This is a genomic window from Pedobacter sp. Leaf216 (assembly GCF_001421515.1).
GTDB lineage: Bacteria > Bacteroidota > Bacteroidia > Sphingobacteriales > Sphingobacteriaceae > Pedobacter.
The window spans coordinates 1-25,415 of the sequence record NZ_LMKM01000019.1 but is presented as its reverse complement, the minus strand read 5'-3'; the positions used below and the strand labels follow the sequence as shown (position 1 = coordinate 25,415).

The window sequence follows — 25,415 nt, the reverse complement described above, 5'->3', positions numbered from 1 at the left end:
AAGTTAACCAATAAAAAATTTCATCGACTACCTAAAATTAATAAACCAGTCTGTATAGGCAATCGCTGATGAGGTGATTGAGTTTAAACATGGTGAAAGTACCTTGAAGTAAATCTTTTAATGCAATAATTTCTAATGCACTTAACAGGTAGATGTGTTCACAACCATTAAACGTAACCAGTTCGAAGTCGGCTTTGTGGGTATTTAAAAGGAGCGCTTCAATATCAATCTGCTCTACAACCTTTTTTAATTTTTGAAGTGAAAGGCAATTGAAGCGGGCAAACTTACCGCCAAAATCTACATAAAAGCAATTTAATTTATCTGATTGATAAATAGAACCATGGGTATTTGAGAATACGTTAACCAGTTCGTTAATATCGATACATGCTTTTTCCATCGGTTACAAAAATTGGCATTATTTAGATTAAATACAAATAAAAATGGAAATAAATCTGATGATCAATTATTTTAGGAACATAGTGTTCTATAAAAGTTAGATAATTTAGAAATACTTTTTGGCCTTAAAAACCATATGATGATACCATTCATCCATAAAGTGTTTTTCATTCTCGATAACGAAGCCCATTTTTTTATATAACTTCAATGCATTCGCATTATTTTGTTCTACCAGCAGGCCTATAGTATTGTGACCAAGTTTTTTGCCCCAATTTATACCAGCTTCGATCAGTTGTGTTCCAATTCCTTTTCCCTGGGCGATAGGGTGAACACTAATGCTGTCAAGGTAAAACTCTCCATCTTGCGTTTCTGCATCCTGATTGAGGCTATTTGCACCGTAATGTTCTTCAATATATGCTAAAAAAGGTTTTCGAAGCTTTTCCAGATTTCCACCATCATAGGCATTTAATGAGCCGATGACTTTGCCATCCTCTTCATAAACCAAAATGTTTTCATAACTGTATTGGTTGTTTAACTGCTGAAAAAAGTGTTTAAAAATCTTATTGATAGTAGTCTGATCTTCAACATGAGTTAATTTTTTAGCCAACATACCCATTGCCTGAATAATCAACGACACAACTTGTTCAACATCGTGGGGCCTGGCTGGTCTGATCATTAAATATCGCTTAGGTTAAAAGTTTCGGATACACGGATTCCTTTTTCAGTTCTTTGCAGGGTGCAACATTCATTAATAGGATCATGTTCTAAATACAATATGTAATTATTGTTTACGGCTTCTTCTAAAAAAGCTTGTTTTTCTGTAAGGGTTTTTAAAGGAAACATGTCATAAGCCATTACATAGGGTAGGGGAAGGTGTCCAACTGATGGCAAAAGGTCGGCCATATACACAATGGTTTTTCCCTTGTAATTGATTTTGGGTAACATCATGGCATCGGTATGTCCATAAGCAAAACTGATATTAATATCTTTTTGCCATTCGATATTTTCATGTTCGGTTATAAATTTTAGCTGACCGCTTTCCTGAATTGGGAGGATATTTTCTTTTAGAAAAGAAGCTTTTTCTCTTGCGTTAGGTTCTACCGCCCACTGCCAATGTTTTTCGTTAGTCCAATAGGTCGCATTTTTAAAGGTGGGCGTTAGTTTTTCATTTTCTCTTATCACTGCTCCGCCTACATGATCGAAATGTAGGTGTGTAAGAAAAACATCTGTAATATCAGTTTTTCCGAAGCCTAGTTGTGCCAGCGATTTCTCCAATGAGTCATTACCATGCAGATAGTAGTGACTGAAAAACTTTTCATCTTGTTTATTTCCTATGCCTGTATCAACCAAAATCAACTGGTTACCTTCTTCGATCAATAAACAGCGCATGGCCCATGTACAAAGGTTATTGCTATCGGCCGGATTGGTTTTTTGCCAGATGACCTTAGGTACAACGCCGAACATGGCACCGCCATCTAATTTAAAAAATCCTGTATTTATGGTGTGAAGTTTCATTTAGGGTCAAAGTTTAGAAAAAATAATCTCTAAAAATACAAAACCCTTTAGGATTAGCTAAAGGGTTTATGTAATAATATTGGTTTTATTTACGGCTTTAGCCTTATGCTTTCTACCTTTTAAACCTTATACCTCTATAAGTGGATCACTTCACCGTAAGCATCAGCAGCTGCCTCCATAATGGCTTCGCTCATGGTAGGGTGAGGGTGAACAGATTTAATCATTTCATGTCCGGTAGTTTCTAATTTACGGGCCACTACAATTTCAGCAATCATTTCGGTAACGTTTGTTCCGATCATGTGTGCGCCTAATAATTCTCCGTATTTAGCGTCGAAAATTAATTTTACGAAACCATCTTTAGCTCCTGCAGCACTTGCTTTACCTGAAGCTGAAAACGGAAATTTACCAATCTTTAATTCGTAACCAGCTGCTTTTGCTGCTTTTTCGGTATAACCTACTGAAGCGATTTCTGGCGTGCAATAGGTACAACCCGGGATATTGTTATAATCCAATGGCTCAACGTGTTGACCAGCAATTTTTTCAACACAGATAATACCTTCTGCTGAAGCAACGTGAGCAAGGGCTTGTCCGCCAACTACATCACCGATTGCATAATAACCTTTAACCGATGTATTGTAAAACTCATCAGTAACAATTTTACCTTTTTCAGTTTTAATTCCGGTTTCTTCTAAACCAATGTTTTCGATATTGGCAACAATACCAGCTGCAGAAAGTACAATGTCAGCTTCGATGGTTTGCATACCTGAAGCCGTTTTAACAGAAACTTTACATCCTGCTCCGCTGGTATCAACGGCTTCAACACTTGCTGAAGTCATTACATCAATACCTACTTTTTTCAAGCTGCGCAATAATTGTTTAGAAACGTCTTCATCCTCAACAGGAACTACATTATCCATAAACTCTACGATGGTTACTTTGGTACCCATTGTAGCATAGAAATAGGCAAACTCTACACCTATAGCACCAGAACCTACTACAACCATACTTTTTGGCAATTCAGGAAGTACCATGGCCTGGCGGTAACCGATAATTTTTTTACCATCCTGTTTCAGGTTTGGTAATTCTCTTGAACGTGCACCTGTAGCAATGATGATATTTTTTGCACTCAGTTCTTGTTGCGAACCATCTGCACCTTTAACTTCTAGTTTGTTTCCTGGCTTTACTTTACCAGTACCCATGATTACGTCAATCTTATTTTTTTTCATCAAAAACTGAACGCCTTTGCTCATGCCGTCTGCCACACCACGACTACGCTTTACCACAGCTGCAAAATCTGCAGTTGCACCAGCAGTAGTAATTCCGTAATCGGCTGCATGATTAATATATTCGAAAACCTGTGCGCTTTTTAAAAGTGCTTTAGTAGGGATACAGCCCCAGTTTAAACAAATACCACCTAATGATTCGCGCTCAACGATTGCAACTTTTAGTCCCAATTGAGAAGCTCTGATTGCAGCTACGTAACCACCTGGGCCGCTGCCTAAAACAATAACATCGTAATTCATCTGTTTTTTCTAGTTTATTTTTTATCTCATAAAAAGCACTTGAATAATGAATAGCATTATTTAAGTTTCATTCTATTTAAAGAGATTTATCTTTTATTTTTTTTATAAACCGTAATCTTCTGGTGAAGGAGTCTCTGTTGAACAGATTAGTCTCGTGTTTCTAGTTGCCTACATCCACATTACAAATGTTAGCGGATGTTAATCCTCAAACAATCGCTCAAAACTAAAAAAAAAATGTCAATTGGCTAGACCTATATTAAGATAGCTGGTAAAATTTACAATGAGTGAATATTGGTGCTGCAAATTTACGTTTGGATGTTAATCATAATAAGGTGTGATTTAATGAAAAACATAATGAATATTCTACTATAGGGGAAATTATGCTAGTGTTTTTGCTTAAAAGCTTATTGTTAATAGGCATAATTGGAAAAATACCAACATTAAGAGGTGTTTAATGTGTAAATTATAATCAACTGTGTATTTCGTTATTAAAAATTTGGATTTTTTATCAATGTATTGATAAAGTGAAAGTTATAAAGGTGCTAATATGTGTTAAATGTTGAAAAGTTTTGCCGGACTTAATAATTATTTAACATTGAATGTTAAAATGTGTTAAATTTTATTGGGTACATTTGCGGCATAATATCCCTATTAGATTATTATTCAACAACAAAAAACATTTAAAAAACAAAGTATGAAGAAATCTTTACTTTTAAGATTAGTGCTTGTTATTGTTGCGTTTGTAGGTCTTACCTTAAGTGTTAATGCACAGGTAACCACATCGTCGATGACAGGAACAATTAAGGACGACAAAGGTGCCCTGCCTGGTGCAAGTGTTAAAGCTACACACACACCAACTGGTACTGTTTATTCTGTATCTACAAACGGTGACGGCCGTTTTACAATTGGTGGGATGCGTGTTGGTGGCCCATACACTATTGAAGTAAGTTTTGTGGGTTACAGGCCTGAAAAACAAACTGATATTAGTTTAAAATTAGGAGAACCTTATCTTTTAAATTTAACACTTGTTGATAATAGTTCAACACTTGCTGAAGTTAAAGTGGTAGGTCAAAGCAGCAATGCAATCATGAATTCCAATAAAAGTGGTGCAAACACTGTCGTTACAAGACAGCAAATTCAATCTTTACCAACAATCACACGTAGTATTAATGATTTAACGAGATTAACTCCACAAGCTTCAGGTACTCAAGGTGCAATTGGTGGCGGTAACTACCGTTCCAATAACTTTACTGTAGATGGTGCTAACTTTAACAATCAATTTGGTATTGGTCAGAATATTCCGGCTGGTGGTTCTCCAATTTCGATTGATGCGTTGGAGCAGGTATCAATCAATGTAACGCCATATGATGTTCGTCAATCGGGCTTCACAGGGGGTTCAGTAACTGCGGTAACCCGTTCTGGTGCTAATACATTTTCTGGAAATGCCTTTTATACCATGCGTGGGGAAGAGCAACAAGGAAATAGGATTGGTGAAACGTATAGAATTCCTACATTACAAAAGCTTGATGAAAAAAATTATGGATTTAGTTTAGGAGGGCCAATTGTTAAAGATAAATTATTCTTTTTTGTTAACTACGAAAAAAAACATACTATTGAACCAGGTAATAACAGGATTGCGGCTACTCCGGGTTTACCATATAATAGTGGAGTATCAACAGTTGCACCAGCAAATGCTTCTGATCTTGACCAACTAAAATCTACTTTAATTTCTAGATACGGATATGATCCAGGTCTTTATCAAGGATATTCAAATATAAGTGATAACGAAAAGATGTTTGCCCGTTTAGACTGGAACATTACAAAAAATCACCGTTTTAGTGTTCGTTATAATCAGGTAGAGAGCACATCACCAAGTTCTGCAAGTACATCGGTAACTGGTTCTGGTGTGACTGGTAATTTAGGTTATGGAAATAATAGATCGGGAACTGCTACGAATGCAGGTTTGAATTTCTCAAACTCAAACTACTATCAGGCAGCAAATTTATATTCTGCTGTGGCTGAGCTAAACTCAAATTTCGGAAGTAAAGTTACTAACGTTTTACGTGCAACTTATTCACATCAAAATGATCCAAGGACTTCAGATAGTGCTCCATTTCCATTAGTAGATATTTTAAATAATACCCAAAGCGGAACATCTGCTGGTAGTGTTTTAACCACTTTTGGTTATGAGCCATTTACTTACGGAAATTTAAGAGATGTTAAAGGATATACTTATAGCGACGATTTAAGTTTAGCGCTAGGTAAACATAATATTACTTTGGGTGTACAAGCAGAGTTTAGCACAACTAAAAATGGCTTCCAACGTTTTGGAACTGGTTTTTATACTTTTGCATCTTATGCTGATTTTTATAATAATGCTAAGCCATTACAATATTCAATAACTTACCCTTTAACTGCAGACGGTTCACAAGCTTATCCTAGCTTTAAATTTGCTCAATATTCGGCTTATTTACAAGATGAGTTCACAATATCTGACCGTTTAAAAGTGACAGCTGGTATTCGTTTCGAGCGTGCTACATTCCCTGATGTGTCTGAAATAAAAACCCATCCTTTGGTTGCTGCACAAACTTTTGCAAACGGAGAAAAAATTGATACTGGAGTTTTACCAGAAGCTAAACTGACTTATTCTCCACGTTTTGGCTTCAATTGGGATGTGTTAGGAGACCGCTCTTTACAAGTTCGTGGTGGTTCTGGAATCTTTACAGGTCGTGTTCCTTTTGTATGGATTGTTTCACAATCAGGTGATGCTGGATTATTACAGTTTACTCAGGTATATTCTGGACAAGCTAATACTCCATTCTTTAATCCAAGTATTGCTCCAAACCTAACTTCATCTACTATACCTGCTGCTGGAACGAGCATTCCAGGAACGATCAGTGCATTATCTCGTAACCTAAAATTCCCGCAAACTTGGAAATCAAGTTTAGCGGTTGATTTTAAATTACCTGGTGGCATTGTGGCAACATTAGAAGGTGTTTATGGCAAAGATCTTAATGTAGCTATAGGTCAAAATGTAAATCTGCAAACTCCAACAGCGTTAAATATACCAGGTTATCCAGATAACAGACCATTTTACGGAAGTACTGTAAATGCTAGACAAGTTGTAAATATGACAGCAGCCGGAATTCCAAGTCCAACTGGTACCTCAGCTTTAAACGTTGTTGAAATGACAAATGCAAAAGGTGGTTATAACTGGCAAGCTACTGCGCAGTTGACAAAACAATTTCAGGGCGGCTTATCTGCAATGATCGCTTATACCCGTTCTGACCAACGTAACTATGGTGATGGAAGTGGTGATCAGCTGTTAAACTTATGGTCTATTCCTTTTACATCTACTAATGCAAATAATCCGACATTAAGTTATTCTCAAAACTTAACTCCAGATCGTATTGTTGCCAATCTTTCTTATAGAAAAGAATATTTTAAGAATTTAGCTACTGCGTTTTCATTATTTTATTCTGGTTCACAGCAAGGAAGATATTCATATAGCTATAGTGCCGATTTCAACCGTGATGGACAGACTAACGATTTAATCTACATTCCACGCGATGCATCTGAAATAAATTTTGTAAATATCCCTACTGGAACAACAGGATATGGAAGAGCATACTCTGCACAAGAGCAAAGTGATGTTTTCATGAATTATATTAATAATGATCCATATTTAAGTAAACATAGAGGTGAGTATGCCGAACGTAATGGAGCATTGTTGCCATGGAGAAATCAATTTGATTTTAGATTAACTCAAGAAGTTTTCAGAAACTATGGTAAATCTAAAAATTCATTTCAATTTACTGTTGATATATTCAATGTGGGTAATCTGTTAAATCGTAAATGGGGTAACATAAATTTTGCTAATAATGCAGCCATTTTGGTCCCTCAAAATGTATCATCAATCAGTGCAACTACAAAACCTACGTTTAGATTAGCTAACGCTCAAAACGATGTTGTGAGAGAATCATTCGGTACTTCACAAACAATTTCATCAACCTATTATATGCAGTTTGGTGTGCGTTATAATTTTAACTAAAACTGTAAATTTTTAAATTGATTAAAATGAAAAATATATTATCAAAAGTTATGGTTGCAGCAAGCGTAGTTGTTCTTTCAATGAGTGCTTGTAAAAAAGATCCTAACGCAGAAAAAGAGGTATCTGGTACGGGTGGTACAACTATAGAATTGGCTAAAGGTAATGCTATATCAGCTACAGGTACTGTAGGTACAAGTGTGGTAACGCTTAATTACATTGTTGGGGAAAAACTTTTCCCTTCAAAAGTGATTCCTAAATTAACTGTATATTATTTAGCCAATACACAAACGAGTGCAACTGCTGTTAGTAGTTCTGTAAGGACAGTTCTTTATTCAGCATCAAATGTATCGCTTGCTGCTACGCCAACACCTTCTGCTAGCGCACCTGTGGTTACAGCAATCGGTGCATATGGAAATGCCTCAAATGTTATTTGGGGTCTTACATATACATTTAATTTAAATCAGATTGGAAAAGGCCTCTTTACGGTTAGTAATGGAACTGCATCTCAATCAAGAGGTACAAGTATTATTATTGTCGCTCAAGATGCTTCTAATGTTACACTTGCAGAATACACTTTTGCACTTTCTGAATTTGGCTTAAGAGCTGCATTATAGATACTGAAAGTAACAAAAAAAGCCTTGATATATACTATATCAGGGCTTTTTTTGTTATTCAGCTGTTTGTAGCGTTTATAATTTCCAATACGTTATTATTGTAAATCTAAATGAATATGAAAAACCTAATCTATTCAACAATCTTATTTATATGCTTTACTTCTTGTAAAAAGCTTACGGTAAAAGAAGAAAAAACATTTTATGAAATTAATGTACTCAAGCCTGATGGGTACCTTACAAGCGCAATACGCGTTACACTCATGGTAGACAGCAAGGCAGATATTGTGCCTGGTGGCGATGTAGCATATAGAGGTACTTACAAAATCAAAGGTAAAAAGCTTACTGTTACTTCAGGAAAAGAATATGAATTTGAAATCACCTCAGAAACAGAAATTAAGTATGGTGAACGGATTTTGAGGTTACAATAGTTTATCGATACTTATTATTTTTTACAAATCCCCGGCCATTAAAACCGGGGATCTTTTATTTATATCAACTTCTAAAGTATTCATTATTTCAGATTCCTCAATATATTGTTTTTTTAACCTTCGCAGGTACCCCTGCTACCATCACATTTTCTGGAACATTATGGGTTACGCAAGCTCCGGCTGCAATATATGCTCCTTTACCAATGGTTATCCCTGGAATTACAGTTGCGCCCGCGCCAATAAAAGCACCTTCATTAATCATTACGTTACCGGCAATAGTAACACCCGGAGAAATGGTTACATAGTTTTCAAGTATGCAATCATGACTGATATTGGAGTTGGAATTTACAATGCAATGGTTGCCTATCTGCACATTTGCATTAATTACACAACCTGGAGCAATACAGTTGCCATAGCCGATCTTAATTGATGAACTGATGTAATTGTGTTGATGGATGATGTTAATAAACTGATAGCCCTTATTTTCTAATTGCTCAATAATTGTTTTCCTTTCATAATTACCAATTGCACCGATAAGAGTGATATTTGAAGAAGCAGGCTTGTTTTTTAAAAAATAGGATAGGGAAATTATTGGTTTGGCCAGGTTTGGATGGTTAACAGCATCAGCAACATTGGTAATGTATCCCGCTAATTCGTACGCTTTACTGCTATTAAAATACTCACTCAGCTCTGCAGCATGTTTGCCTGCACCCAGAAGATACACTTTAATCATGTGGTTAAAATTTGAAATCGCATATACTAATAACAAACAAATTTAGATGATGTGCTGAAAAAATATTAAAATGTATCGATAAAAATATAATTGTGAACGATTTTTATACTTATTGGATAACATTTGTATAGAATATTTCACAATTATTAAAACCATTTTTAGCTGAATGTGATTCTTATAATAGATCTATCCATTAATTATAAATACGATATACAATGAGCAGTTCGAAACAAACCCATGATCATGCTACTATAAAAGCATGGGCAGAAAAACACGATGGTGTGCCAGCAATTGTTGGTGATACCGCTAAAACTGATAAAGGTGGCGTTTTGAGAATACATTTTCCAAAACACAGCGACAGTTCTTCTGATTTAAAGGAAACAGACTGGGATACTTTTTTTAAAACCTTTGACGAGCATAAACTCGATTTCTTGTATCAGGATAAAAAAGCGGATGGGGAAGATAGCACTTTCCACAAATTTGTAACACGTGACTAGTCAATAAAAAAAGGCTGCTGAAATTTACGCTCAGCAGCCTTATATAAATCATTATGTTGTTTCTTAATTATAAACAAAAGTTCCTTGGTCACTTTCTATGGTTACCTGTTTCTGGCTGCCTTTTTCTACCCGACCGATAATCTTAGCGTCAATATTGAAGCTTTTTGAAATTTCGATAATACTTTCGGCAATCTCCTGAGGAACATAAAGTTCCATGCGATGGCCCATATTAAATACTTTGTACATTTCCTTCCAGTCGGTACCAGATTGTTCCTGTATCAGCTTAAATAGTGGTGGAATAGGGAATAAGTTGTCTTTAATAACATGGATATCATCATTGATGAAATGTAATACCTTGGTTTGTGCGCCACCACTGCAATGTACAATTCCATTAATTTGATTGCGGTAACTGGCTAAAATCTGTTTAATCACCGGTGCATAAGTACGGGTTGGAGATAGTACCAATTTTCCTACAGTGGTTTTGCCAAATCCTTCAATTTCGATTTCCTCTGTCAGCTGTTTTTTTCCTGAAAATACAAGATCAAATGGTACTGCGGGGTCAAAACTTTCAGGGTAGCTGTTGGCTACTGCTTTATCAAAAACATCATGCCGGGCAGAGGTTAAACCGTTCGATCCCATTCCGCCATTGTATTCAGTTTCGTATGTTGCCTGACCATAAGAAGCTAGGGCCACAATTACATCTCCGGGCTTAATGTTGTCGTTGCTAATAATGTCTTCACGTTTTAACCTGCAGGTTACTGTAGAATCAACAATTATTGTCCGCACTAAATCGCCCACATCGGCAGTTTCACCACCTGTAGAATATATGGAGATGCCTTGTTCTCTTAAGTCGGATAAAATTTCTTCAGTTCCGTTAATTACAGCAGCAATTACTTCACCAGGAATTAGGTTTTTGTTCCGTCCGATGGTTGAGGATAGTAAGATATTGTCTGTAGCACCCACACAGATTAAATCGTCGATGTTCATAATGATGGCATCTTGTGCAATGCCTTTCCATACCGAAATATCGCCGGTTTCTTTCCAGTAAACATAAGCTAAAGATGATTTGGTACCTGCACCATCAGCATGCATGATATTACAATATGCTTCATCAGCACCTAAAATATCGGGGATGATTTTGCAGAATGCTTTAGGGAAAATTCCTTTATCGATGTTTTTGATGGCATTGTGCACATCTTCTTTTGAGGCAGAAACGCCACGTTGATTGTACCTGTTATCACTCATGTTGGCGCAAAGATAAGGTTTTAACAGGAAGAACTAAAGCTAAATACTTAACGTTTTTTCAGGTAAAATGGTAAGGGTTTTTTGATATTTTACAGCTGAGTTTGTTTAACCACGAAGGCACAAAGTGTGAATTTAGGATGGTGGATTTTTCTTTTTGAATAAATGTTTGTTGTAGACCTTTCGGTTAGATCCTGAAACAAGTTCAGGAGGACGATATGGAGGGAGATTGCTTTCTAAATGATTACAAAGCTGAGCTTAATAAGGTTGTTTCACCACGAAGGCACGAAGTGTGAATTAAGGATGGTGGATTTTTCTTTTTGAATGAATGTTTGTTGTAGACCTTTCGGTTAGATCCTGAAACGAGTTCAGGAGGACGATATGGAGGAGGATTCCTTTCTAAATGATTACAAAGCTGAGCTTTTTAAGGTTGTTTTACCACGAAGGCACGAAGTGTGAATTTAGGATGGTGGGTTTTCTTTTTGAATGAATGTTTGTTGTAGACCTTTCGGTTAGATCCTGAAACAAGTTCAGGAGGACGATATGGAGGGAGATTCCTTTCTAAATGATTACAATTGAACGATTAACCAGTTTACAATTTTCGGGTTTTAAATGACCGGACAAATTGAGCCATTGAACCAATAAAAAGGGCGTAAAGTTAAACCTTACGCCCTATACCTTAAACCTTACGGCTTAAAATCTATTTCATGAATAATAATTCTCTGAATTTTGGTAAAGGCCAAACGCTATCGTCAACAATTTGCTCTAATTTATCAGCATGGTAACGGATAATGTCGAAGTAAGATTTAACTTTCTCATCGTAAGCAATCGCTTTTTCGCGGGTATCTTCGATTTTGTTGGTTACTTTACGTTCTTCTAACATGGCATCGATATTGGTTTTCACAATTTCTAAATGCTCTGATAATTTTTTTACGATATCGATAGAAACTTTGCTATCTACACCAATTGCTTTTAATCCTTGTACGTTTTCGATTAATGAGTTTTGGTAAGCAATTGCAGCTGGAATGATTGCAGTGTTAGCCACTTCACCCATAACACGTGCTTCGATCTGTAATTTTTTGTAGAAGTTTTCCAACATGATTTCATGGCGGGCATGAATTTCACGTGCACTGTAAATACCTGTTGTAGCAAATAACTCAGCAGATTTTTCAGTTAAATATGCATCTAAAGCTTTTGGAGTAGTTTTGATGTTTGATAAACCGCGTGTTGCAGCTTCATCTTCCCACTCCTGGCTGTAACCATTACCTTCAAAACGGATACCTTTAGATTCTTTGATGTATTTTTTGATCACTGTTAATAAAGCGATGTCTTTTTTATCGCCTTTTTTGATCAATTTATCAACCTCAACTTTAAATTTAACCAATTGCTCAGCCATAATTGCGTTTAAGATCGTCATTGGGGCAGAAGAGTTTGCTGAAGATCCAACAGCTCTAAGCTCGAATTTATTACCTGTAAATGCGAATGGCGAAGTACGGTTACGGTCGGTATTATCCAATAAAATCTGAGGGATTTTAGGAATACCTAACCAAAGTGCGTTGTCTTCTTTAATTTTTTTGCTGATGCGTGAGTGCTCAATCTCGTCTAATACATCGTTCAATTGAGAACCTAAGAAGATTGAGATAATTGCAGGTGGCGCTTCGTTTGCTCCTAAACGGTGATCGTTGCTTACCGATGCAATACTTGCACGTAATAAATCGGCATGCTCGCTAACGGCTTTAATTGTGTTAACAAAGAAAGCAAGGAACATTAAGTTGTTTTTAGGCGTTTTCCCTGGTGCCAATAAGTTTTTACCAGTATCGGTAATTAGCGACCAGTTGTTGTGTTTACCTGATCCATTGATACCTGCATATGGTTTTTCGTGTAACAATACACGGAAATGGTGACGACGGGCAACTTTCTCCATCAAATCCATCAACAATTGATTGTGATCGATAGCCAAGTTGATTTCTTCATAAATCGGCGCACACTCAAATTGTGATGGTGCAACCTCATTGTGACGGGTTTTTAATGGAATACCTAATTTTAAGGCTTCATTTTCGAAATCTACCATGTAGCTGAATACGCGCTCAGGGATAGAACCGAAATAATGATCTTCTAATTGCTGGCCTTTAGCAGACATGTGTCCGAATAAAGCACGGCCTGTTAATAATAAATCGGGACGAGCATTAAATAATGACTCATCAACCAGGAAATATTCTTGTTCGATACCTAAAGAAGCATTTACTTTAGTAATGCTTTTATCGAAATATTGGCAAACATCAACAGCAGCTTTATCAAGCGCAGCTAATGCTTTTAATAAAGGTGCTTTATAATCCAAGGCTTCACCGGTATAGGATACAAATACAGTAGGGATACAAAGTGTTTTACCTGCTTTACTTTCCATGATAAAAGCTGGAGAAGAAGGATCCCAGGCAGTATAACCACGCGCTTCGAAAGTATTACGGATACCACCGTTAGGGAAACTTGATGCATCTGGTTCTTGTTGAACTAGTGCACTACCAGCGAATTTCTCGATAGCTCCATCGCCACTTGGTTCAAAAAATGAATCATGTTTTTCAGCAGTTGTACCAGTTAATGGCTGGAACCAGTGCGTATAGTGCGTTGCGCCAGCGCTCATTGCCCACGCTTTCATAGCGGTTGCAATTTGGTTGGCATCGTCAGAATTAATTAACTCACCTTGGTTGATAGATGATATTAATTTTTCATACACGTCCTTAGATAAGAAATCTCTCATTTTTCTCTTATCAAATACATTAGCGCCAAAAAAGTCAGAAATTTTTGCTGATGGTGCTTTAACTTCTGGTGAAATTCTGTTTTGAGCCTCTTTTAATGCGATGGTTCTTAAGCTTTTCATTAATTTGTTATGTTTTTTGTCAAAAATAGTATATTTTATTAATTTTCGTAAAACAATCGTATTTTTTATGATAATTTTATTGAAAATGAAATAAAAAAATGTTTTTCAGATGAAAAATTTCATTTTTTGTAAAGAAAATAGATTTTTTAACGTTTTTATGGAATTGATGTTTTAGCTGCATCATGCTATAAAAACAAAAGCTATGTTCAACTCTTTAATTAACGTATACAAAACCGAGTGGCTCGATCTTGTATTTGCAAACCGCAACAAAAACTATGGTGCTTATCAATTAAGGTCTAAATCTTCATCGATTATGACCAGGGCATTATTCGCATCCGGAAGCCTGTTTATCTTGCTGTGTTTTTCGCCATTAATTTATGCTAAACTTTTTCCGAAAGAAATTATTGCAGATGTTCTTCCTCCAACGGTGGTTGATTTGAAAAATGTGATCCATCAGATGAAACCAAAAACTCCTGAACCAGAGAAAAAGGTTGAGCCTGCTAAGGCGGATCTGGTAAAGGTTAAAACTATAGCGATTCCATCACAAGTGGTGGTGGTTAATAAAACAGAGCTTCCGCCTCCGCCAACAGTTGATGACATAAAATTAGCAGTGATCAGCACTAAGACACAGGATGGTGTTGTAGCACCTAATGCTACCATTGCTGATGGTAAAGGAAGTGGAGATGGTACTGGAACGGCTAAAGAAGGTACTGGTGCGGGTGAAGATAAAGAGATTTATTTAGGAGCCGATGAATATCCGGAGTTCACTGGTGGTGCCAAAGCCTGGTCTAAATATATGGAGCGTAATTTAAGGTATCCTTACAAAGCGCAAGAGGAAAATGTTCAGGGTAAAGTATTTGTGAGCTTTGTAGTAGAGAAAGATGGCTCTATTACGGATGTAACGGTGGTTAAAGGAATTGGATTTGGTTGTGATGAAGAAGCAATAAAAGTAATTAAAAAATCTCCCCTCTGGAAACCAGGTAAAAACAAAGGTACAGCAGTACGAGTGAGGTATAATATGGCCATCAATTTTCAGATTTCTAATTAAAATACCCCTCCATGGAAAAATCCTATTTGATTTTGCTCTTTGTTTGTTTTATAAAACTCAATTTGAGTGCACAAGTTGTAAAACCTATTGATAGTGCGGAAATACACAGTACTAAACTTGCCCATGCAGATTTGAAAAACGGATGTGTTAAATTTTTAATCCGTGGGGGCATTATATCTTCATATACCAAAGGCCAGGAAGTGTTTGAAAAGAAGTATGGTATTGCCTATTATAGTTATGGCTGCGTAATGCCTGTTAATATTTCTATCAATGATTATAACAAAGTAGTTGCTTCTTTTATGGACCTTAAATATGGAACTGATTGGAGGAAAGAAGTGAGGAGTGATATTCAGGGGATTTAGCGGGTATGGAAGAGCTGAGAGAAAGTTCATGCTTGAGGGAAATCGATTTTATGATCTGTAGGATAGATGCTGAATCAAGTTCAGCAGGGCGACTTAACGATTGGTGTTAATCCTCAGGATGCCATTTCTTTAAAATTTAAAAAATGATTTTTCTATTAATGCTCTTATAGAAAAATGTGAGGTTGGGTAAATTGAAACGGTTTGGGCAAAAGCTCAAGCCGTTTTTTGTTTTCGCGGCTCGCCACCCCGAACTTGTTTTATTAGTAATTTTTATAGTTTCAAAGGTCTAATGGCCACTTCGTAGTTGGTCTGATTAGAATGATAGATGCTCAATCAAGTTCAGCATGACGATTTTAATAAACAAACTGCTCGAAATGATGAATGTTTGTAAATAAGAAATGGATGATGGTTTTTAATTCCATCATCCATTTCCTTTATTTAAATTTTATGATTTATCCTTTGTTTTCAATCCATTTGCGTGCATTAACAAAGGCTTCCATCCATGGCGACACTTCATCTTTACGGCCTTGTGGGTAATTTGCCCAGTGCCATTGGAACAATGAACGCTCAATATGTGGCATCATTACCAGGTGGCGGCCAGTTTCATCGCATAACATTGCGGTGTTGTAATCAGATCCGTTCGGGCTGGCCGGGTAACCTTCATATGCATATTTTGCTACGATTTTGTATTGATCTTCAGCATATGGTAATGAGAATCTTCCTTCTCCATGCGATACCCAAACACCTAAAGTGCTTCCGGCCAGTGTAGATAACATTACCGAATTGTTTTCTTGCAGGATTAATGAAGTAAAAATACTTTCGTGTTTGCCGCTTTTGTTGTGCAGCATCTTAGGTTTTTCTTCGTGGTTTTTATTAATTAAGCCCAACTCTACAAATAACTGGCAACCGTTACAAACGCCAACAGATAAGGTATCAGGGCGGGCAAAGAATTTCTCTAAAGCCACTCTTGCTTTCTCATTATATAAAAATGCACCAGCCCAACCTTTGGCAGATCCTAATACATCAGAGTTAGAAAAACCGCCAACAGCACCGATAAACTGAATATCTTCCAAAGTCTCTCTTCCTGTAATTAAATCGGTCATGTGTACATCTTTCACATCAAAACCGGCTAAATACATGGCATTTGCAAGTTCGCGTTCCGAGTTACTTCCTTTCTCCCGGATAATGGCCGCTTTCGGGCGTGGTTTGGTTGTATCGATAACAGGTTTCTTGCCATCAAATTGTGATGGGAAATTGTACTTTAATACCTGATTTTTATAATTGTTGTAACGTTCTTTCGCTAAACCGTTGCCCGTTTGTTTACTGTCAAGCAAGTATGAAGTTTTGAACCAAACATCACGTAAATGATCAATATCAAAACTGAAATTATCTGTTGCATTTTTAACTTCCAGTTTAGCTGCAGAGTTTACTTCACCAATTTTATGGAAAACAACTCCTGCTTGTGTTAAAGTTTCTTCAGCCGAAGCATCAGCCTGGAAAACAATACCAATATTTTCAGCAAATAATACTTTAATGCTATCAGTTTCTGCCAATGAAGATAAATCGATCGAAGCCCCTAAATCACGATCTGCAAAACACATTTCCAACAGGGTTGTAATTAAACCACCGCTACCAATGTCGTGTCCAGCCTGAATTTTATCTGCTTTAATTAATTGTTGTAAGGTATTAAATGCTGTTTTAAATTGATCTGCACCTTTAACATCAGGGGTTTCTGTACCAATTTTGTTTAAAATCTGTGCAAAAGATGAACCGCCTAATTTATAATTGTCGTTAGATAAGTTGATGTAATAAATTGATCCGCCGTTTTTCTGCAATACCGGTTCAACTACCTTAGTAATGTCATCACAATTGGCTCCTGCAGAAATAATTACGGTACCTGGCGCAATTACATCACCATCTTTGTATTTCTGTTTCATCGATAATGAATCTTTTCCGGTTGGGATGTTGATTCCTAAATCGATAGCGAAATCAGAACAAGCTTTCACTGCTGCATATAAACGGGCATCTTCTCCTTCATTTTTGCAGGCCCACATCCAATTGGCAGAAAGTGAAACACTTTTTAAGCCATCTTTTAGCGGTGCCCAAACAATATTCGAAAGCGATTCTGCAATGGCATTGCGGCTACCGGCAGCAGGATCTATTAAGGCAGAAAGTGGTGCATGGCCAACTGAAGTGGCAATACCTTCTTTACCCTGAAAATCTAACGCCATTACACCACAGTTGTTCAAAGGCAATTGTAATGGTCCTGCGGTTTGTTGTTTGGCAACGCGGCCACCTACACAGCGGTCTACTTTGTTGGTTAACCAATCTTTAGCTGCAACTGCTTCTAATTGAAGTACTTGCTCAAGGTAAGTATTTAACTCTGCTTGATTATATTCTATTGCTTCGTACTTACGATCGATGGTTTGATCGTCCATTACGATTTTTGGCGAACTGCCAAACATCGCAGCCAGTTCAAAATCCATTGGCTTTAAACCTGTTGTTGCAGATTTAAATGTAAAACGATGATCGCCGGTTACTTTACCTACGGTATACATAGGTGAACGTTCGCGATCGGCAATTTTTTGTAAAGTTTCGATATGGTCGTTGCCGATTACCAATCCCATTCTTTCCTGAGATTCGTTACCGATAATTTCTTTAGCCGAAAGGGTAGGATCGCCAACTGGCAATTTATCCAGGTCGATTAAACCACCTGTTTCTTCCACCAATTCTGATAAGCAGTTTAAGTGTCCACCGGCTCCGTGATCGTGGATAGAGATAATTGAATTGTGATCGCTTTCTACCATGCCGCGCACCGCATTTGCTGCACGTTTTTGCATTTCAGGGTTTGAACGCTGAATCGCATTTAATTCGATGCCGCTTCCATGTTGGCCGGTATCTGCAGATGAAACAGCTGCACCACCCATTCCGATTCTGTAATTTTCTCCACCAAGAATAACAATGTTATCGCCTTCTTTTGGTTTAAGTTTTTGTGCCTGGCTGGCTTTACCGTAACCGATACCACCTGCAAGCATGATCACTTTATCGAAACCAAGTTTCCTGCTGTTTTCTTCGTGCTCGAAGGTTAAAACCGAACCTGTAATAAGGGGTTGTCCGAATTTATTTCCAAAATCTGTAGCACCGTTTGATGCTTTGATCAGGATATCCATCGGAGTTTGATATAACCATGCTCTTTCTTCAACACCTTTTTCCCATGGGCGGTTATCTTCCAAACGCGAAAGCGCGGTCATGTAAACTGCCGTTCCCGCTAAAGGCAACGAACCTTGTCCGCCTGCTAATCGGTCTCTTATTTCGCCACCCGAACCAGTTGCTGCGCCATTAAAAGGCTCTACTGTTGTTGGGAAATTATGGGTTTCTGCTTTTAATGAAATTACAGAGTCAAAATCACTTGTAGTGTAATAATCAGGTAGATCGGCACGTTTAGGTGCAAATTGCTGCACTTTAGGGCCTTTAATAAAAGCTACGTTATCTTTATAAGCAGAAACAATATCGTTAGGGTTTTCTTCTGATGTTTTGCGGATTAATTTGAATAAAGAGGTAGGTTGTTCTACCCCGTCGATTACAAATTTACCATTGAAAATTTTATGGCGGCAATGTTCTGAGTTTACCTGAGAGAAGCCAAAAACCTCAGAATCGGTTAAAGGTCTTTCCAGTTTTTGCGCCAGGGTATTTAGGTATTCAACTTCTTCATCACTTAAAGAAAGCCCTTCCTGTTTGTTGTAAGCGGCAATATCGGTAATTTCTAAAATCGGCTCTGGTTTGATGTTGATGGTATAAACCTCTTGATCAAGCTTGCCGTATTTTTGAGAAAGCATTGGGTCGTAATCAGCAAAGTTTTCATCAACCTGCTTAAATTCTTCGATCCTGATGATGCCCTGCATGTCCATGTTTTGGGTAATCTCTACGGCGTTGGTACTCCAGGGAGTAATCATTGCTGCTCTTGGCCCAACGAAAAAGCCTGTTAGCGCTGTTTCTTGCGAGATTTTGGCACCGCCAAATAACCATTCAAGTTTAGTAATATCAGTGGTAGAAAGCGCTTTGTCTGTTTGTAAAACAAAAATCGCCTGCGATTGACTAAGGAAGAAATGAATCATGCTTTTTTTTTGAAGTTGCAAAAATAGCTTTTTTATATGAAAAAACTGGTGTGATTACAGGATTGAATGAGAGAATTTGAATGATTGAATGTCAAAATATAATGATCGAATTAGATAATTATTAAATGAGAGAATGGCTGATGAGAGAATGATTGAATTTTGAATGAGAGAATGTTGAAATAATTATTGGTTAATTCAATTAGAGAATGCGCATTTTTGTTGAACGCTAACTCACTCATTTACTCATTCAAAATTCAATCATTATTTATGCTTCGCATCCACCACACTGCCATTATCTGTTCAGATTATGAAAAATCGAAAGATTTTTATGTGAATAAATTGGGTTTTACCGTTTTGGCAGAGGTTTACCGGGCTGAAAGAAAGTCGTATAAATTAGATCTTGCCGTTAATGGCGTATATCAGATCGAGTTGTTTTCTTTTGAAAACCCTCCTGCAAGGCCATCACGACCAGAAGCGCAGGGTTTGCGCCATCTGGCTTTCGAAGTTGATGACATTGAAAAGGAGATTGCACGTTTAAATGATCATGGCATTATTACCGAGCCCATCCGTATTGATGAGTTCACTGATAAGCGGTTTACTTTTTTTGCCGATCCGGATGGATTACCTTTAGAATTGTATGAAAAATAGATGAGTATTTTCAAGTTCAAACAGTTCGAAGTCGACCAAACAGGTTGTGCCATGAAAATTAACACCGATGGTGTATTGCTTGGTGCAACTGTTAACCATCCGGCTCCAAAAAACATACTCGATATTGGTACAGGCACTGGCGTAATCGCCTTAATGATGGCGCAACGTTTTCCTGATGCAAATGTACATGCTGTAGAAATTGATGGACAGGCTGCGGAAACTGCCGGAAAAAATTTTGAGTTTTCAGCCTTCAGTAATCGTTTAACGGTTAGCCATATAGCCATTGAAGAATTTGAGTGCAACCAGGAATTTGATCTTATCGTTTCCAATCCACCTTTTTTTGTAAATGATTTAAAAAACGAAGAGATTAGAAAAGGGATCGCCAGGCATGCTGATGAAGACTTTTTTGCCGTATTAATTGAAAAAGCTGTTCATTTATTGAACGATACTGGCATGATTTGGTTGATTTTACCTATAAAACAGGCTGATGAAGTGATTGTTATTGCTGCTCAATATGGTTTATCCCTAACGGAAAGAGTTAATATTCATTCCGATGAAAATAAACCCACTTTTAGGCAGATTATTTGTTTAAAAAAAGGGGAAATGATTTTAAATGAACGGCATTTTTATATTTATCAATCTTTAAAAGCTCATACAGCTGAATATAAGCTTTTGCTAAAGGATTTTTTTCTCGCTTACTAAAGAAATAGTTCAATTTAATCATTTTCTGATATTATCCTCATAATCATTTGTAATTTAGGGCAAATTATCTCACCTGAATTAAAATGAAACGTATCCTAAATGTATTCTTGCTGTGCTTTATAGCACTGTCTGCTCTTGCTCAATCAAAAAAACAAAAAACAGTTGATCCTTTAAAAGGCATTGATACTTTATTAAACCGCATATTAAAAGATCAGAAAGTGGCCGGTTTTGCGGTAGCGGTGGTAAAAGGGGATCAGGTAATTTATAGCAAAGGTTTCGGTTATCGCGATCTCGAAAATAAAAAACCGGTAACACCAAATACACTTTTCGCCATAGGCTCGAGTACGAAAGCATTTACCTCTTCACTTATTGGTTTATTGCAAAAAGAGGGGAAACTGGCTTATGATGGTATTGCAACTTCTTATTTGCCACAATTGAAATTTTATAACGACAATATGAACAACCAGATAACGGTGCGGGATATGATGTGCCACCGCACAGGTTTATCCCGTTACGATTTGTCGTGGTATATATTTAATACCGCTAACCGTGATAGCATCATCCAAAGGGTGCGTTACATGGAGCCAACTGCTGGTATCCGTGAAAAATGGCAGTATAACAACTTTATGTTTTTAGCGCAGGGTATGATTGTTGAAAAGCTGACCGGAAAAACCTGGGAACAGAATATTAAAGAGAAATTTTTTGATCCTTTGGAAATGAGCCATTCCAATACTAATATTTTCGAATTCGAGAAAGATAGCGAAGCCTCCTTGCCTTATACCGTAAATAATAAAGGTGCTATAGAAAAGACTGATTATTTTAATATTGATGGAATGGGGCCAGCGGGAAGTATTAACAGCAGTGTAACTGACATGACGCATTGGCTAAAGGTTTGGATTAGCGGCGGTACTTATAATGGGAAAGAAATTTTACCTTCATCATATATCGGGGAAGCAGCAAGTTCTCAAATGGTTAGGAGTGAAGGTTTGCCTTCAGAAGATAAAGATATATACCTGGCTACTTATGGTTTTGGTTGGATGATCAATTCTTATCGTGGTCATTACATGGTAGAGCACGGTGGCAATATTAATGGATTTTCGGCTAGTGTATCCTTTTTTCCAACCGATGAATTAGGCATTGTGGTATTAACCAATCAAAATACTTCAAGCGTTCCGGAAATTGTATACAGCAGCATTGCCGATAGGGTTTTGGGGTTGAAAAATATTGATTGGAATGGTAGAGCCAACAAAGAAAAGGCAAAGGCTAAGGAGAGAGAGAAGGCAGTAAAGAAAACGGCAGAAAATGCCCGTGTTTTAAATACAAAACCTTCGCGTCCACTTAAAGATTATGATGGTTTGTTTGATAATCCTGCCTATGGTGTAATTGATATAACTTTCAAAAATGATTCGCTTTTTGCTAGGATGGGGAAGGAGAAACTATTGTTAAGGCACTATCATTACGATGTTTTCAGTATTAGTGATATTGATAAGAACGGTAAGATTGACACTGCAGAAAGTGATTTGCGTTTTAATTTTAGCAGCGGACAGGATGGTAAAATTGAAAGTGTGAATATTCCGCTGGAACGGGGAATGAAAGCTATTGTGTTTGCTTACAAAACCAAAACAGTTGATTTAAATGCTAACGCCTTAATGAGTTATACAGGCAGTTATGGAGAAAAAGGCATGAGTAAAGTATATTTAAAAGGAAAAGTTTTATTTGTTTCGGTACCCGGGCAACCGGAGTATGAAACGATATCGATAGGAAACGACACTTTTAACTTTAAAAATTTAAAGGGATTTAGTCTCAAATTTGAAAAGAAAGCGGGGATGGAGAAGGCTTCATCAGTTTCTTTTATTCAGCCTAATGGAACGTTTAAGCAATTAAGATACGATTAAATAAGCGCATTGAATGTTGAATAATCAACTAATCGCTTAGCTGGATTCAATTGCGGGCTAGAAATAGATAGGTTTAATAAATGATAATATCCTACAATTTAAAAAAGGAGCCTGATTTAAGTTTGCGTGAAATTTAGATTTAAAAAAGTTTGCTTTCCGAATTTTATAACTCCAAATAAATAATTTTTAGCTCAGGTAAATGTGTGAAAGGTGCTGGGTGTTAACTTTACAAAATGAAAAAAATAGGATTAATTTCTGATACACATGGTTTTTTAGATGATGCGGTTTTTAAGCACTTCGATGGTGTAGATGAGATTTGGCATGCGGGCGATTTTGGCCCTGGTGTAGCAGCGCCCCTGGCTGCGTTTAAACCATTGCGTGGCGTGTTTGGAAATATAGATGATGCCGGTATTAGAAATGAATTTCCTGAACAAAATCGATTTAGTTGTGAATCTGTTGATGTTTGGATGACGCATATTGGTGGTTACCCTGGCCGATACTCTTCTTTTGTAAAGCCGGAAATATACACTAACCCTCCAAAATTATTCATCACCGGGCACTCGCATATTTTAAAGGTGATGTTTGATGAAAAAATAAAATGTTTGCATATAAACCCTGGTGCAGCCGGAAAACAAGGCTGGCACAAAGTGAGAACCTTGATTAGATTTTGCATAACTGATGAAAATATTCATACCTTAGAAGTTATAGAGTTATCGGGTAGATAATGTAAAATATACACTAAGTATGGTTTGTGGCGTTAAAACACTAGGACAATTTATTATAGAAAAACAAGCAGATTTTCCATATGCAAAAGGTGAACTTTCGAGGTTACTCAGAGATATTGGCATAGCTGCAAAAATTGTAAACCGCGAAATTAACAAAGCCGGTTTAGTTGATATTCTTGGCGATATGGGAACCACCAATATTCAGGGTGAGGAACAAAAAAAACTTGATGTATATGCAGATGAGCAGTTTATTGCTGCCTTAACCAGTGGTGGCGAATGTTGTATTGTGGCTACCGAGGAGGAAGATGAAATTATCCATATTGAATCGCCTGTATCTCAAAACGCCAAATATATTGTGTGTATCGATCCGTTGGATGGCTCTTCCAACACAGATGTAAACGTTGCGGTAGGTACAATATTTTCAATTTACAGAAGGAAATCGGTTGAGGGCAGGGCCAGTATGGAAGATGTGCTTCAAAAAGGTACAGAACAGGTTGCCGCCGGGTATATAATTTATGGTTCATCTACCATGTTGGTGTATACAACTGGTAAAGGTGTTAACGGATTTACACTCGATCCATCAATCGGGGAGTTTTGCCTTTCGCATCCACAAATGAAAATACCTGAAACAGGGTATATGTATTCGGTAAACGAGGGAAATTACGTTCACTTTCCTGATGGGGTTAAAAAGTACATTAAATATTGTCAGGTAGAAGATGAAGCCACAAAACGTCCATATACATCACGCTATATCGGTTCAATGGTTGGCGATATCCATAGAAATTTAATAAAAGGCGGGATTTATATCTATCCAACCACTTCGCGTTCTCCAAATGGAAAATTAAGGTTGCTGTATGAGTGTAACCCGATGGCATATATTATTGAGCAGGCTGGGGGAAAGGCGAGTACAGGTTTTGATCGTATACTGGATATCATTCCTACTGAATTGCACCAAAGGGTTCCTATTTTTATAGGCTCAAAAAAAATGGTCGAAAAAGCAGAGGAGATGATGATGCTTTATACGGCAAAATCAATTTCCGTTGATGCCAATGTAAACGCTAAACTGGAAGATTTAAATGTTATCGGTGGAGTTGATTAAAGTTGTGCTTTACTTCTTTCCACTTCAAAAAAGGTATCAATAGCTAAATTTTGCTTGTCTTGCGAGGCGAAAACCGCTAAACGGTCGCAACGTTCATTCTCAGGGTGGTCGTTGTGGCCTTTTATCCAAATAAACTTTACTTTGTGGAGTTTGTATAATTCAAGAAATCTAAGCCAAAGATCTTTATTTTTTTTGTCTTTAAAATTTTTAGTCACCCACCCGAAAACCCATTTTTTTTCTACGGCATCTACCACATATTTCGAATCAGAATAAACGGTTACCTGTTGATTTAGGCTTTTTAATGCTTCCAATCCTTTAATTACAGCAAGCAGTTCCATGCGGTTGTTTGTAGTCATCCTAAAACCGCCACTTAATTCTTTATAATGCTGTCCTGCCCTTAAAATAGTGCCCCAACCTCCTGGTCCAGGGTTTCCGCTAGCTGCTCCGTCTGTATAAATTTCGATCATAAACGTTGTAAAGTTATGTTTTTAGCTTCAAAATAGCTTATTTTATCTGTTAGGGAAAAAATTTTTCAATTTCAAATAATTGAATGTTAAGGAATTAAAAATTTGCAGTAAAAACTTTGAAAAAAATATTTGCAAGAGATATTAAAAGTCGTACTTTTGTGACATCAAAAAACGGTGGCTGTAGCTCAGTTGGTTAGAGTATTGGTTTGTGGTGCCGAGGGTCGTGGGTTCGAGCCCCATCAGCCACCCTGAAGTTTTAAAGCAGTTCTGAAAAGAGCTGCTTTTTTTGTTTTTGGAGTAAATTTGGACACATTTTGGATCAAGCGGAAAAGTTGGGATCAAGCGGAAAAGTTGGGGGGAGTTAAACTTTAGGCATATATTTTCGATAATCTGAATAAGAAGAACTTAATATCCCTTACACCTCTCGATGTTGCTCTAAAGGCTTTGATCTTGGCATTGAAAGATTCTGCAGAAGCATTT

21 protein-coding genes and 1 tRNA gene are annotated in these 25,415 nt (G+C 37.1%); 12 read left to right on the top strand and 10 right to left on the bottom strand.

The window, feature by feature from the left end; translation table 11 throughout:
* Positions 1-37: 37 nt before the first annotated feature.
* The 4 genes from ASE74_RS14825 to lpdA form a co-directional block, all read right to left on the bottom strand.
* Positions 38-397, bottom strand: coding sequence for a hypothetical protein (locus tag ASE74_RS14825; RefSeq protein WP_055910707.1), 360 nt, complete (start codon positions 395-397; stop codon positions 38-40).
* Between the two features lie 105 nt (positions 398-502).
* On the bottom strand, positions 503-1,072 hold the full coding sequence (locus ASE74_RS14820; protein WP_055910705.1) for a GNAT family N-acetyltransferase: 570 nt from the start codon (positions 1,070-1,072) through the stop codon (positions 503-505).
* Complete coding sequence (locus tag ASE74_RS14815; protein WP_055910703.1) at positions 1,072-1,911, bottom strand: MBL fold metallo-hydrolase; 840 nt, start codon at positions 1,909-1,911, stop codon at positions 1,072-1,074. Before ASE74_RS14815 ends, ASE74_RS14820 begins: the two co-directional genes overlap by 1 nt.
* Before the next feature lie 134 nt (positions 1,912-2,045).
* On the bottom strand, positions 2,046-3,434 hold the full coding sequence (gene lpdA / locus ASE74_RS14810) for a dihydrolipoyl dehydrogenase (RefSeq protein ID WP_055910700.1): 1,389 nt from the start codon (positions 3,432-3,434) through the stop codon (positions 2,046-2,048).
* Between the two features lie 694 nt (positions 3,435-4,128).
* On the opposite strand from lpdA, the gene ASE74_RS14805 reads away from it, so the two are divergent.
* The 3 genes from ASE74_RS14805 (at position 4,129) to ASE74_RS14795 (ending at position 8,527) form a co-directional block, all read left to right on the top strand.
* Complete coding sequence (locus ASE74_RS14805; protein ID WP_055910697.1) at positions 4,129-7,485, top strand: TonB-dependent receptor; 3,357 nt, start codon at positions 4,129-4,131, stop codon at positions 7,483-7,485.
* Positions 7,486-7,511: 26 nt separating this feature from the next.
* The gene (locus ASE74_RS14800; RefSeq protein WP_055910693.1) at positions 7,512-8,099 is read left to right on the top strand and encodes a hypothetical protein; all 588 of its coding nucleotides are present in this window, start codon (positions 7,512-7,514) and stop codon (positions 8,097-8,099) included.
* Positions 8,100-8,215: 116 nt separating this feature from the next.
* Complete coding sequence (locus ASE74_RS14795; protein WP_157255435.1) at positions 8,216-8,527, top strand: hypothetical protein; 312 nt, start codon at positions 8,216-8,218, stop codon at positions 8,525-8,527.
* A 97-nt stretch (positions 8,528-8,624) separates the two neighbouring features.
* On the opposite strand, the gene ASE74_RS14790 is transcribed toward ASE74_RS14795, so the two are convergent.
* Complete coding sequence (locus tag ASE74_RS14790) at positions 8,625-9,260, bottom strand: acetyltransferase (RefSeq protein WP_055910686.1); 636 nt, start codon at positions 9,258-9,260, stop codon at positions 8,625-8,627.
* Positions 9,261-9,475: 215 nt separating this feature from the next.
* On the opposite strand from ASE74_RS14790, the gene ASE74_RS14785 reads away from it, so the two are divergent.
* The gene (locus ASE74_RS14785) at positions 9,476-9,757 is read left to right on the top strand and encodes a hypothetical protein (RefSeq protein ID WP_055910683.1); all 282 of its coding nucleotides are present in this window, start codon (positions 9,476-9,478) and stop codon (positions 9,755-9,757) included.
* 63 nt (positions 9,758-9,820) lie between these two features.
* Here ASE74_RS14785 and ASE74_RS14780 read toward each other — a convergent pair whose 3' ends face one another.
* Both ASE74_RS14780 and ASE74_RS14775 read right to left on the bottom strand, forming a co-directional pair.
* The gene (locus ASE74_RS14780; RefSeq protein WP_055910681.1) at positions 9,821-11,002 is read right to left on the bottom strand and encodes an AIR synthase-related protein; all 1,182 of its coding nucleotides are present in this window, start codon (positions 11,000-11,002) and stop codon (positions 9,821-9,823) included.
* Positions 11,003-11,699: 697 nt separating this feature from the next.
* The gene (locus ASE74_RS14775) at positions 11,700-13,874 is read right to left on the bottom strand and encodes a glutamine synthetase III (RefSeq protein WP_055910677.1); all 2,175 of its coding nucleotides are present in this window, start codon (positions 13,872-13,874) and stop codon (positions 11,700-11,702) included.
* 202 nt (positions 13,875-14,076) lie between these two features.
* Between ASE74_RS14775 and ASE74_RS14770 the strand changes: the two genes are divergently transcribed.
* Both ASE74_RS14770 and ASE74_RS14765 read left to right on the top strand, forming a co-directional pair.
* Complete coding sequence (locus ASE74_RS14770; RefSeq protein WP_055910673.1) at positions 14,077-14,922, top strand: energy transducer TonB; 846 nt, start codon at positions 14,077-14,079, stop codon at positions 14,920-14,922.
* Between the two features lie 11 nt (positions 14,923-14,933).
* Complete coding sequence (locus ASE74_RS14765) at positions 14,934-15,284, top strand: hypothetical protein (RefSeq protein WP_055910670.1); 351 nt, start codon at positions 14,934-14,936, stop codon at positions 15,282-15,284.
* A gap of 452 nt (positions 15,285-15,736) precedes the next feature.
* On the opposite strand, the gene purL is transcribed toward ASE74_RS14765, so the two are convergent.
* The gene (gene purL, locus ASE74_RS14760) at positions 15,737-19,435 is read right to left on the bottom strand and encodes a phosphoribosylformylglycinamidine synthase (protein ID WP_255352044.1); all 3,699 of its coding nucleotides are present in this window, start codon (positions 19,433-19,435) and stop codon (positions 15,737-15,739) included.
* A 231-nt stretch (positions 19,436-19,666) separates the two neighbouring features.
* Between purL and ASE74_RS14755 the strand changes: the two genes are divergently transcribed.
* The 5 genes from ASE74_RS14755 to fbp all read left to right on the top strand — a co-directional run bounded on the left by ASE74_RS14755 (position 19,667) and on the right by fbp (position 24,468).
* On the top strand, positions 19,667-20,047 hold the full coding sequence (locus ASE74_RS14755; protein WP_055910664.1) for a VOC family protein: 381 nt from the start codon (positions 19,667-19,669) through the stop codon (positions 20,045-20,047).
* Positions 20,048-20,749: a tRNA1(Val) (adenine(37)-N6)-methyltransferase gene (locus ASE74_RS14750; RefSeq protein WP_055910661.1), complete on the top strand. Its 702-nt coding sequence runs from the start codon at positions 20,048-20,050 to the stop codon at positions 20,747-20,749.
* A gap of 83 nt (positions 20,750-20,832) precedes the next feature.
* A complete protein-coding gene (locus ASE74_RS14745; protein ID WP_055910658.1) occupies positions 20,833-22,644 on the top strand; it encodes a serine hydrolase in 1,812 nt (603 codons plus the stop codon).
* Positions 22,645-22,877: 233 nt separating this feature from the next.
* The gene (locus tag ASE74_RS14740; protein WP_055910655.1) at positions 22,878-23,369 is read left to right on the top strand and encodes a metallophosphoesterase; all 492 of its coding nucleotides are present in this window, start codon (positions 22,878-22,880) and stop codon (positions 23,367-23,369) included.
* Between the two features lie 19 nt (positions 23,370-23,388).
* Positions 23,389-24,468, top strand: a complete 1,080-nt coding sequence (fbp, locus tag ASE74_RS14735) for a class 1 fructose-bisphosphatase (protein ID WP_055910652.1) — start codon at positions 23,389-23,391, stop codon at positions 24,466-24,468.
* On the opposite strand, the gene rnhA is transcribed toward fbp, so the two are convergent.
* Positions 24,465-24,935, bottom strand: coding sequence for a ribonuclease HI (gene rnhA / locus ASE74_RS14730; protein ID WP_055910649.1), 471 nt, complete (start codon positions 24,933-24,935; stop codon positions 24,465-24,467). The two genes, fbp and rnhA, sit on opposite strands and share 4 nt — an antisense overlap.
* Positions 24,936-25,109: 174 nt before the next feature.
* On the opposite strand from rnhA, the gene ASE74_RS14725 reads away from it, so the two are divergent.
* A tRNA-His gene (locus ASE74_RS14725) sits at positions 25,110-25,183 on the top strand.
* Between the two features lie 120 nt (positions 25,184-25,303).
* Here the strand turns inward: ASE74_RS14725 and ASE74_RS14720 are convergent.
* Positions 25,304-25,415: transposase (locus ASE74_RS14720; RefSeq protein WP_162235815.1), on the bottom strand; the 112-nt coding region annotated here is incomplete at its 5' end.

Bases quoted from the DNA above. Each gene is read 5' to 3' on its own strand.
- ASE74_RS14755 (WP_055910664.1), top strand. From the start codon at position 19,667: ATGCTTCGCATCCACCACACTGCCATTATCTGTTCAGATTATGAAAAA.
- ASE74_RS14825 (WP_055910707.1), bottom strand. From the start codon at position 397: ATGGAAAAAGCATGTATCGATATTAACGAACTGGTTAACGTATTCTCA.
- ASE74_RS14775 (WP_055910677.1), bottom strand. From the start codon at position 13,874: ATGAAAAGCTTAAGAACCATCGCATTAAAAGAGGCTCAAAACAGAATT.
- ASE74_RS14770 (WP_055910673.1), top strand. From the start codon at position 14,077: ATGTTCAACTCTTTAATTAACGTATACAAAACCGAGTGGCTCGATCTT.
- ASE74_RS14785 (WP_055910683.1), top strand. From the start codon at position 9,476: ATGAGCAGTTCGAAACAAACCCATGATCATGCTACTATAAAAGCATGG.
- ASE74_RS14740 (WP_055910655.1), top strand. From the start codon at position 22,878: ATGAAAAAAATAGGATTAATTTCTGATACACATGGTTTTTTAGATGAT.
- rnhA (WP_055910649.1), bottom strand. From the start codon at position 24,935: ATGATCGAAATTTATACAGACGGAGCAGCTAGCGGAAACCCTGGACCA.
- fbp (WP_055910652.1), top strand. From the start codon at position 23,389: ATGGTTTGTGGCGTTAAAACACTAGGACAATTTATTATAGAAAAACAA.
- ASE74_RS14795 (WP_157255435.1), top strand. From the start codon at position 8,216: ATGAAAAACCTAATCTATTCAACAATCTTATTTATATGCTTTACTTCT.
- ASE74_RS14745 (WP_055910658.1), top strand. From the start codon at position 20,833: ATGAAACGTATCCTAAATGTATTCTTGCTGTGCTTTATAGCACTGTCT.
- ASE74_RS14820 (WP_055910705.1), bottom strand. From the start codon at position 1,072: ATGATCAGACCAGCCAGGCCCCACGATGTTGAACAAGTTGTGTCGTTG.
- lpdA (WP_055910700.1), bottom strand. From the start codon at position 3,434: ATGAATTACGATGTTATTGTTTTAGGCAGCGGCCCAGGTGGTTACGTA.
- ASE74_RS14800 (WP_055910693.1), top strand. From the start codon at position 7,512: ATGAAAAATATATTATCAAAAGTTATGGTTGCAGCAAGCGTAGTTGTT.
- ASE74_RS14765 (WP_055910670.1), top strand. From the start codon at position 14,934: ATGGAAAAATCCTATTTGATTTTGCTCTTTGTTTGTTTTATAAAACTC.
- ASE74_RS14815 (WP_055910703.1), bottom strand. From the start codon at position 1,911: ATGAAACTTCACACCATAAATACAGGATTTTTTAAATTAGATGGCGGT.
- ASE74_RS14780 (WP_055910681.1), bottom strand. From the start codon at position 11,002: ATGAGTGATAACAGGTACAATCAACGTGGCGTTTCTGCCTCAAAAGAA.
- ASE74_RS14805 (WP_055910697.1), top strand. From the start codon at position 4,129: ATGAAGAAATCTTTACTTTTAAGATTAGTGCTTGTTATTGTTGCGTTT.
- ASE74_RS14790 (WP_055910686.1), bottom strand. From the start codon at position 9,260: ATGATTAAAGTGTATCTTCTGGGTGCAGGCAAACATGCTGCAGAGCTG.
- ASE74_RS14750 (WP_055910661.1), top strand. From the start codon at position 20,048: ATGAGTATTTTCAAGTTCAAACAGTTCGAAGTCGACCAAACAGGTTGT.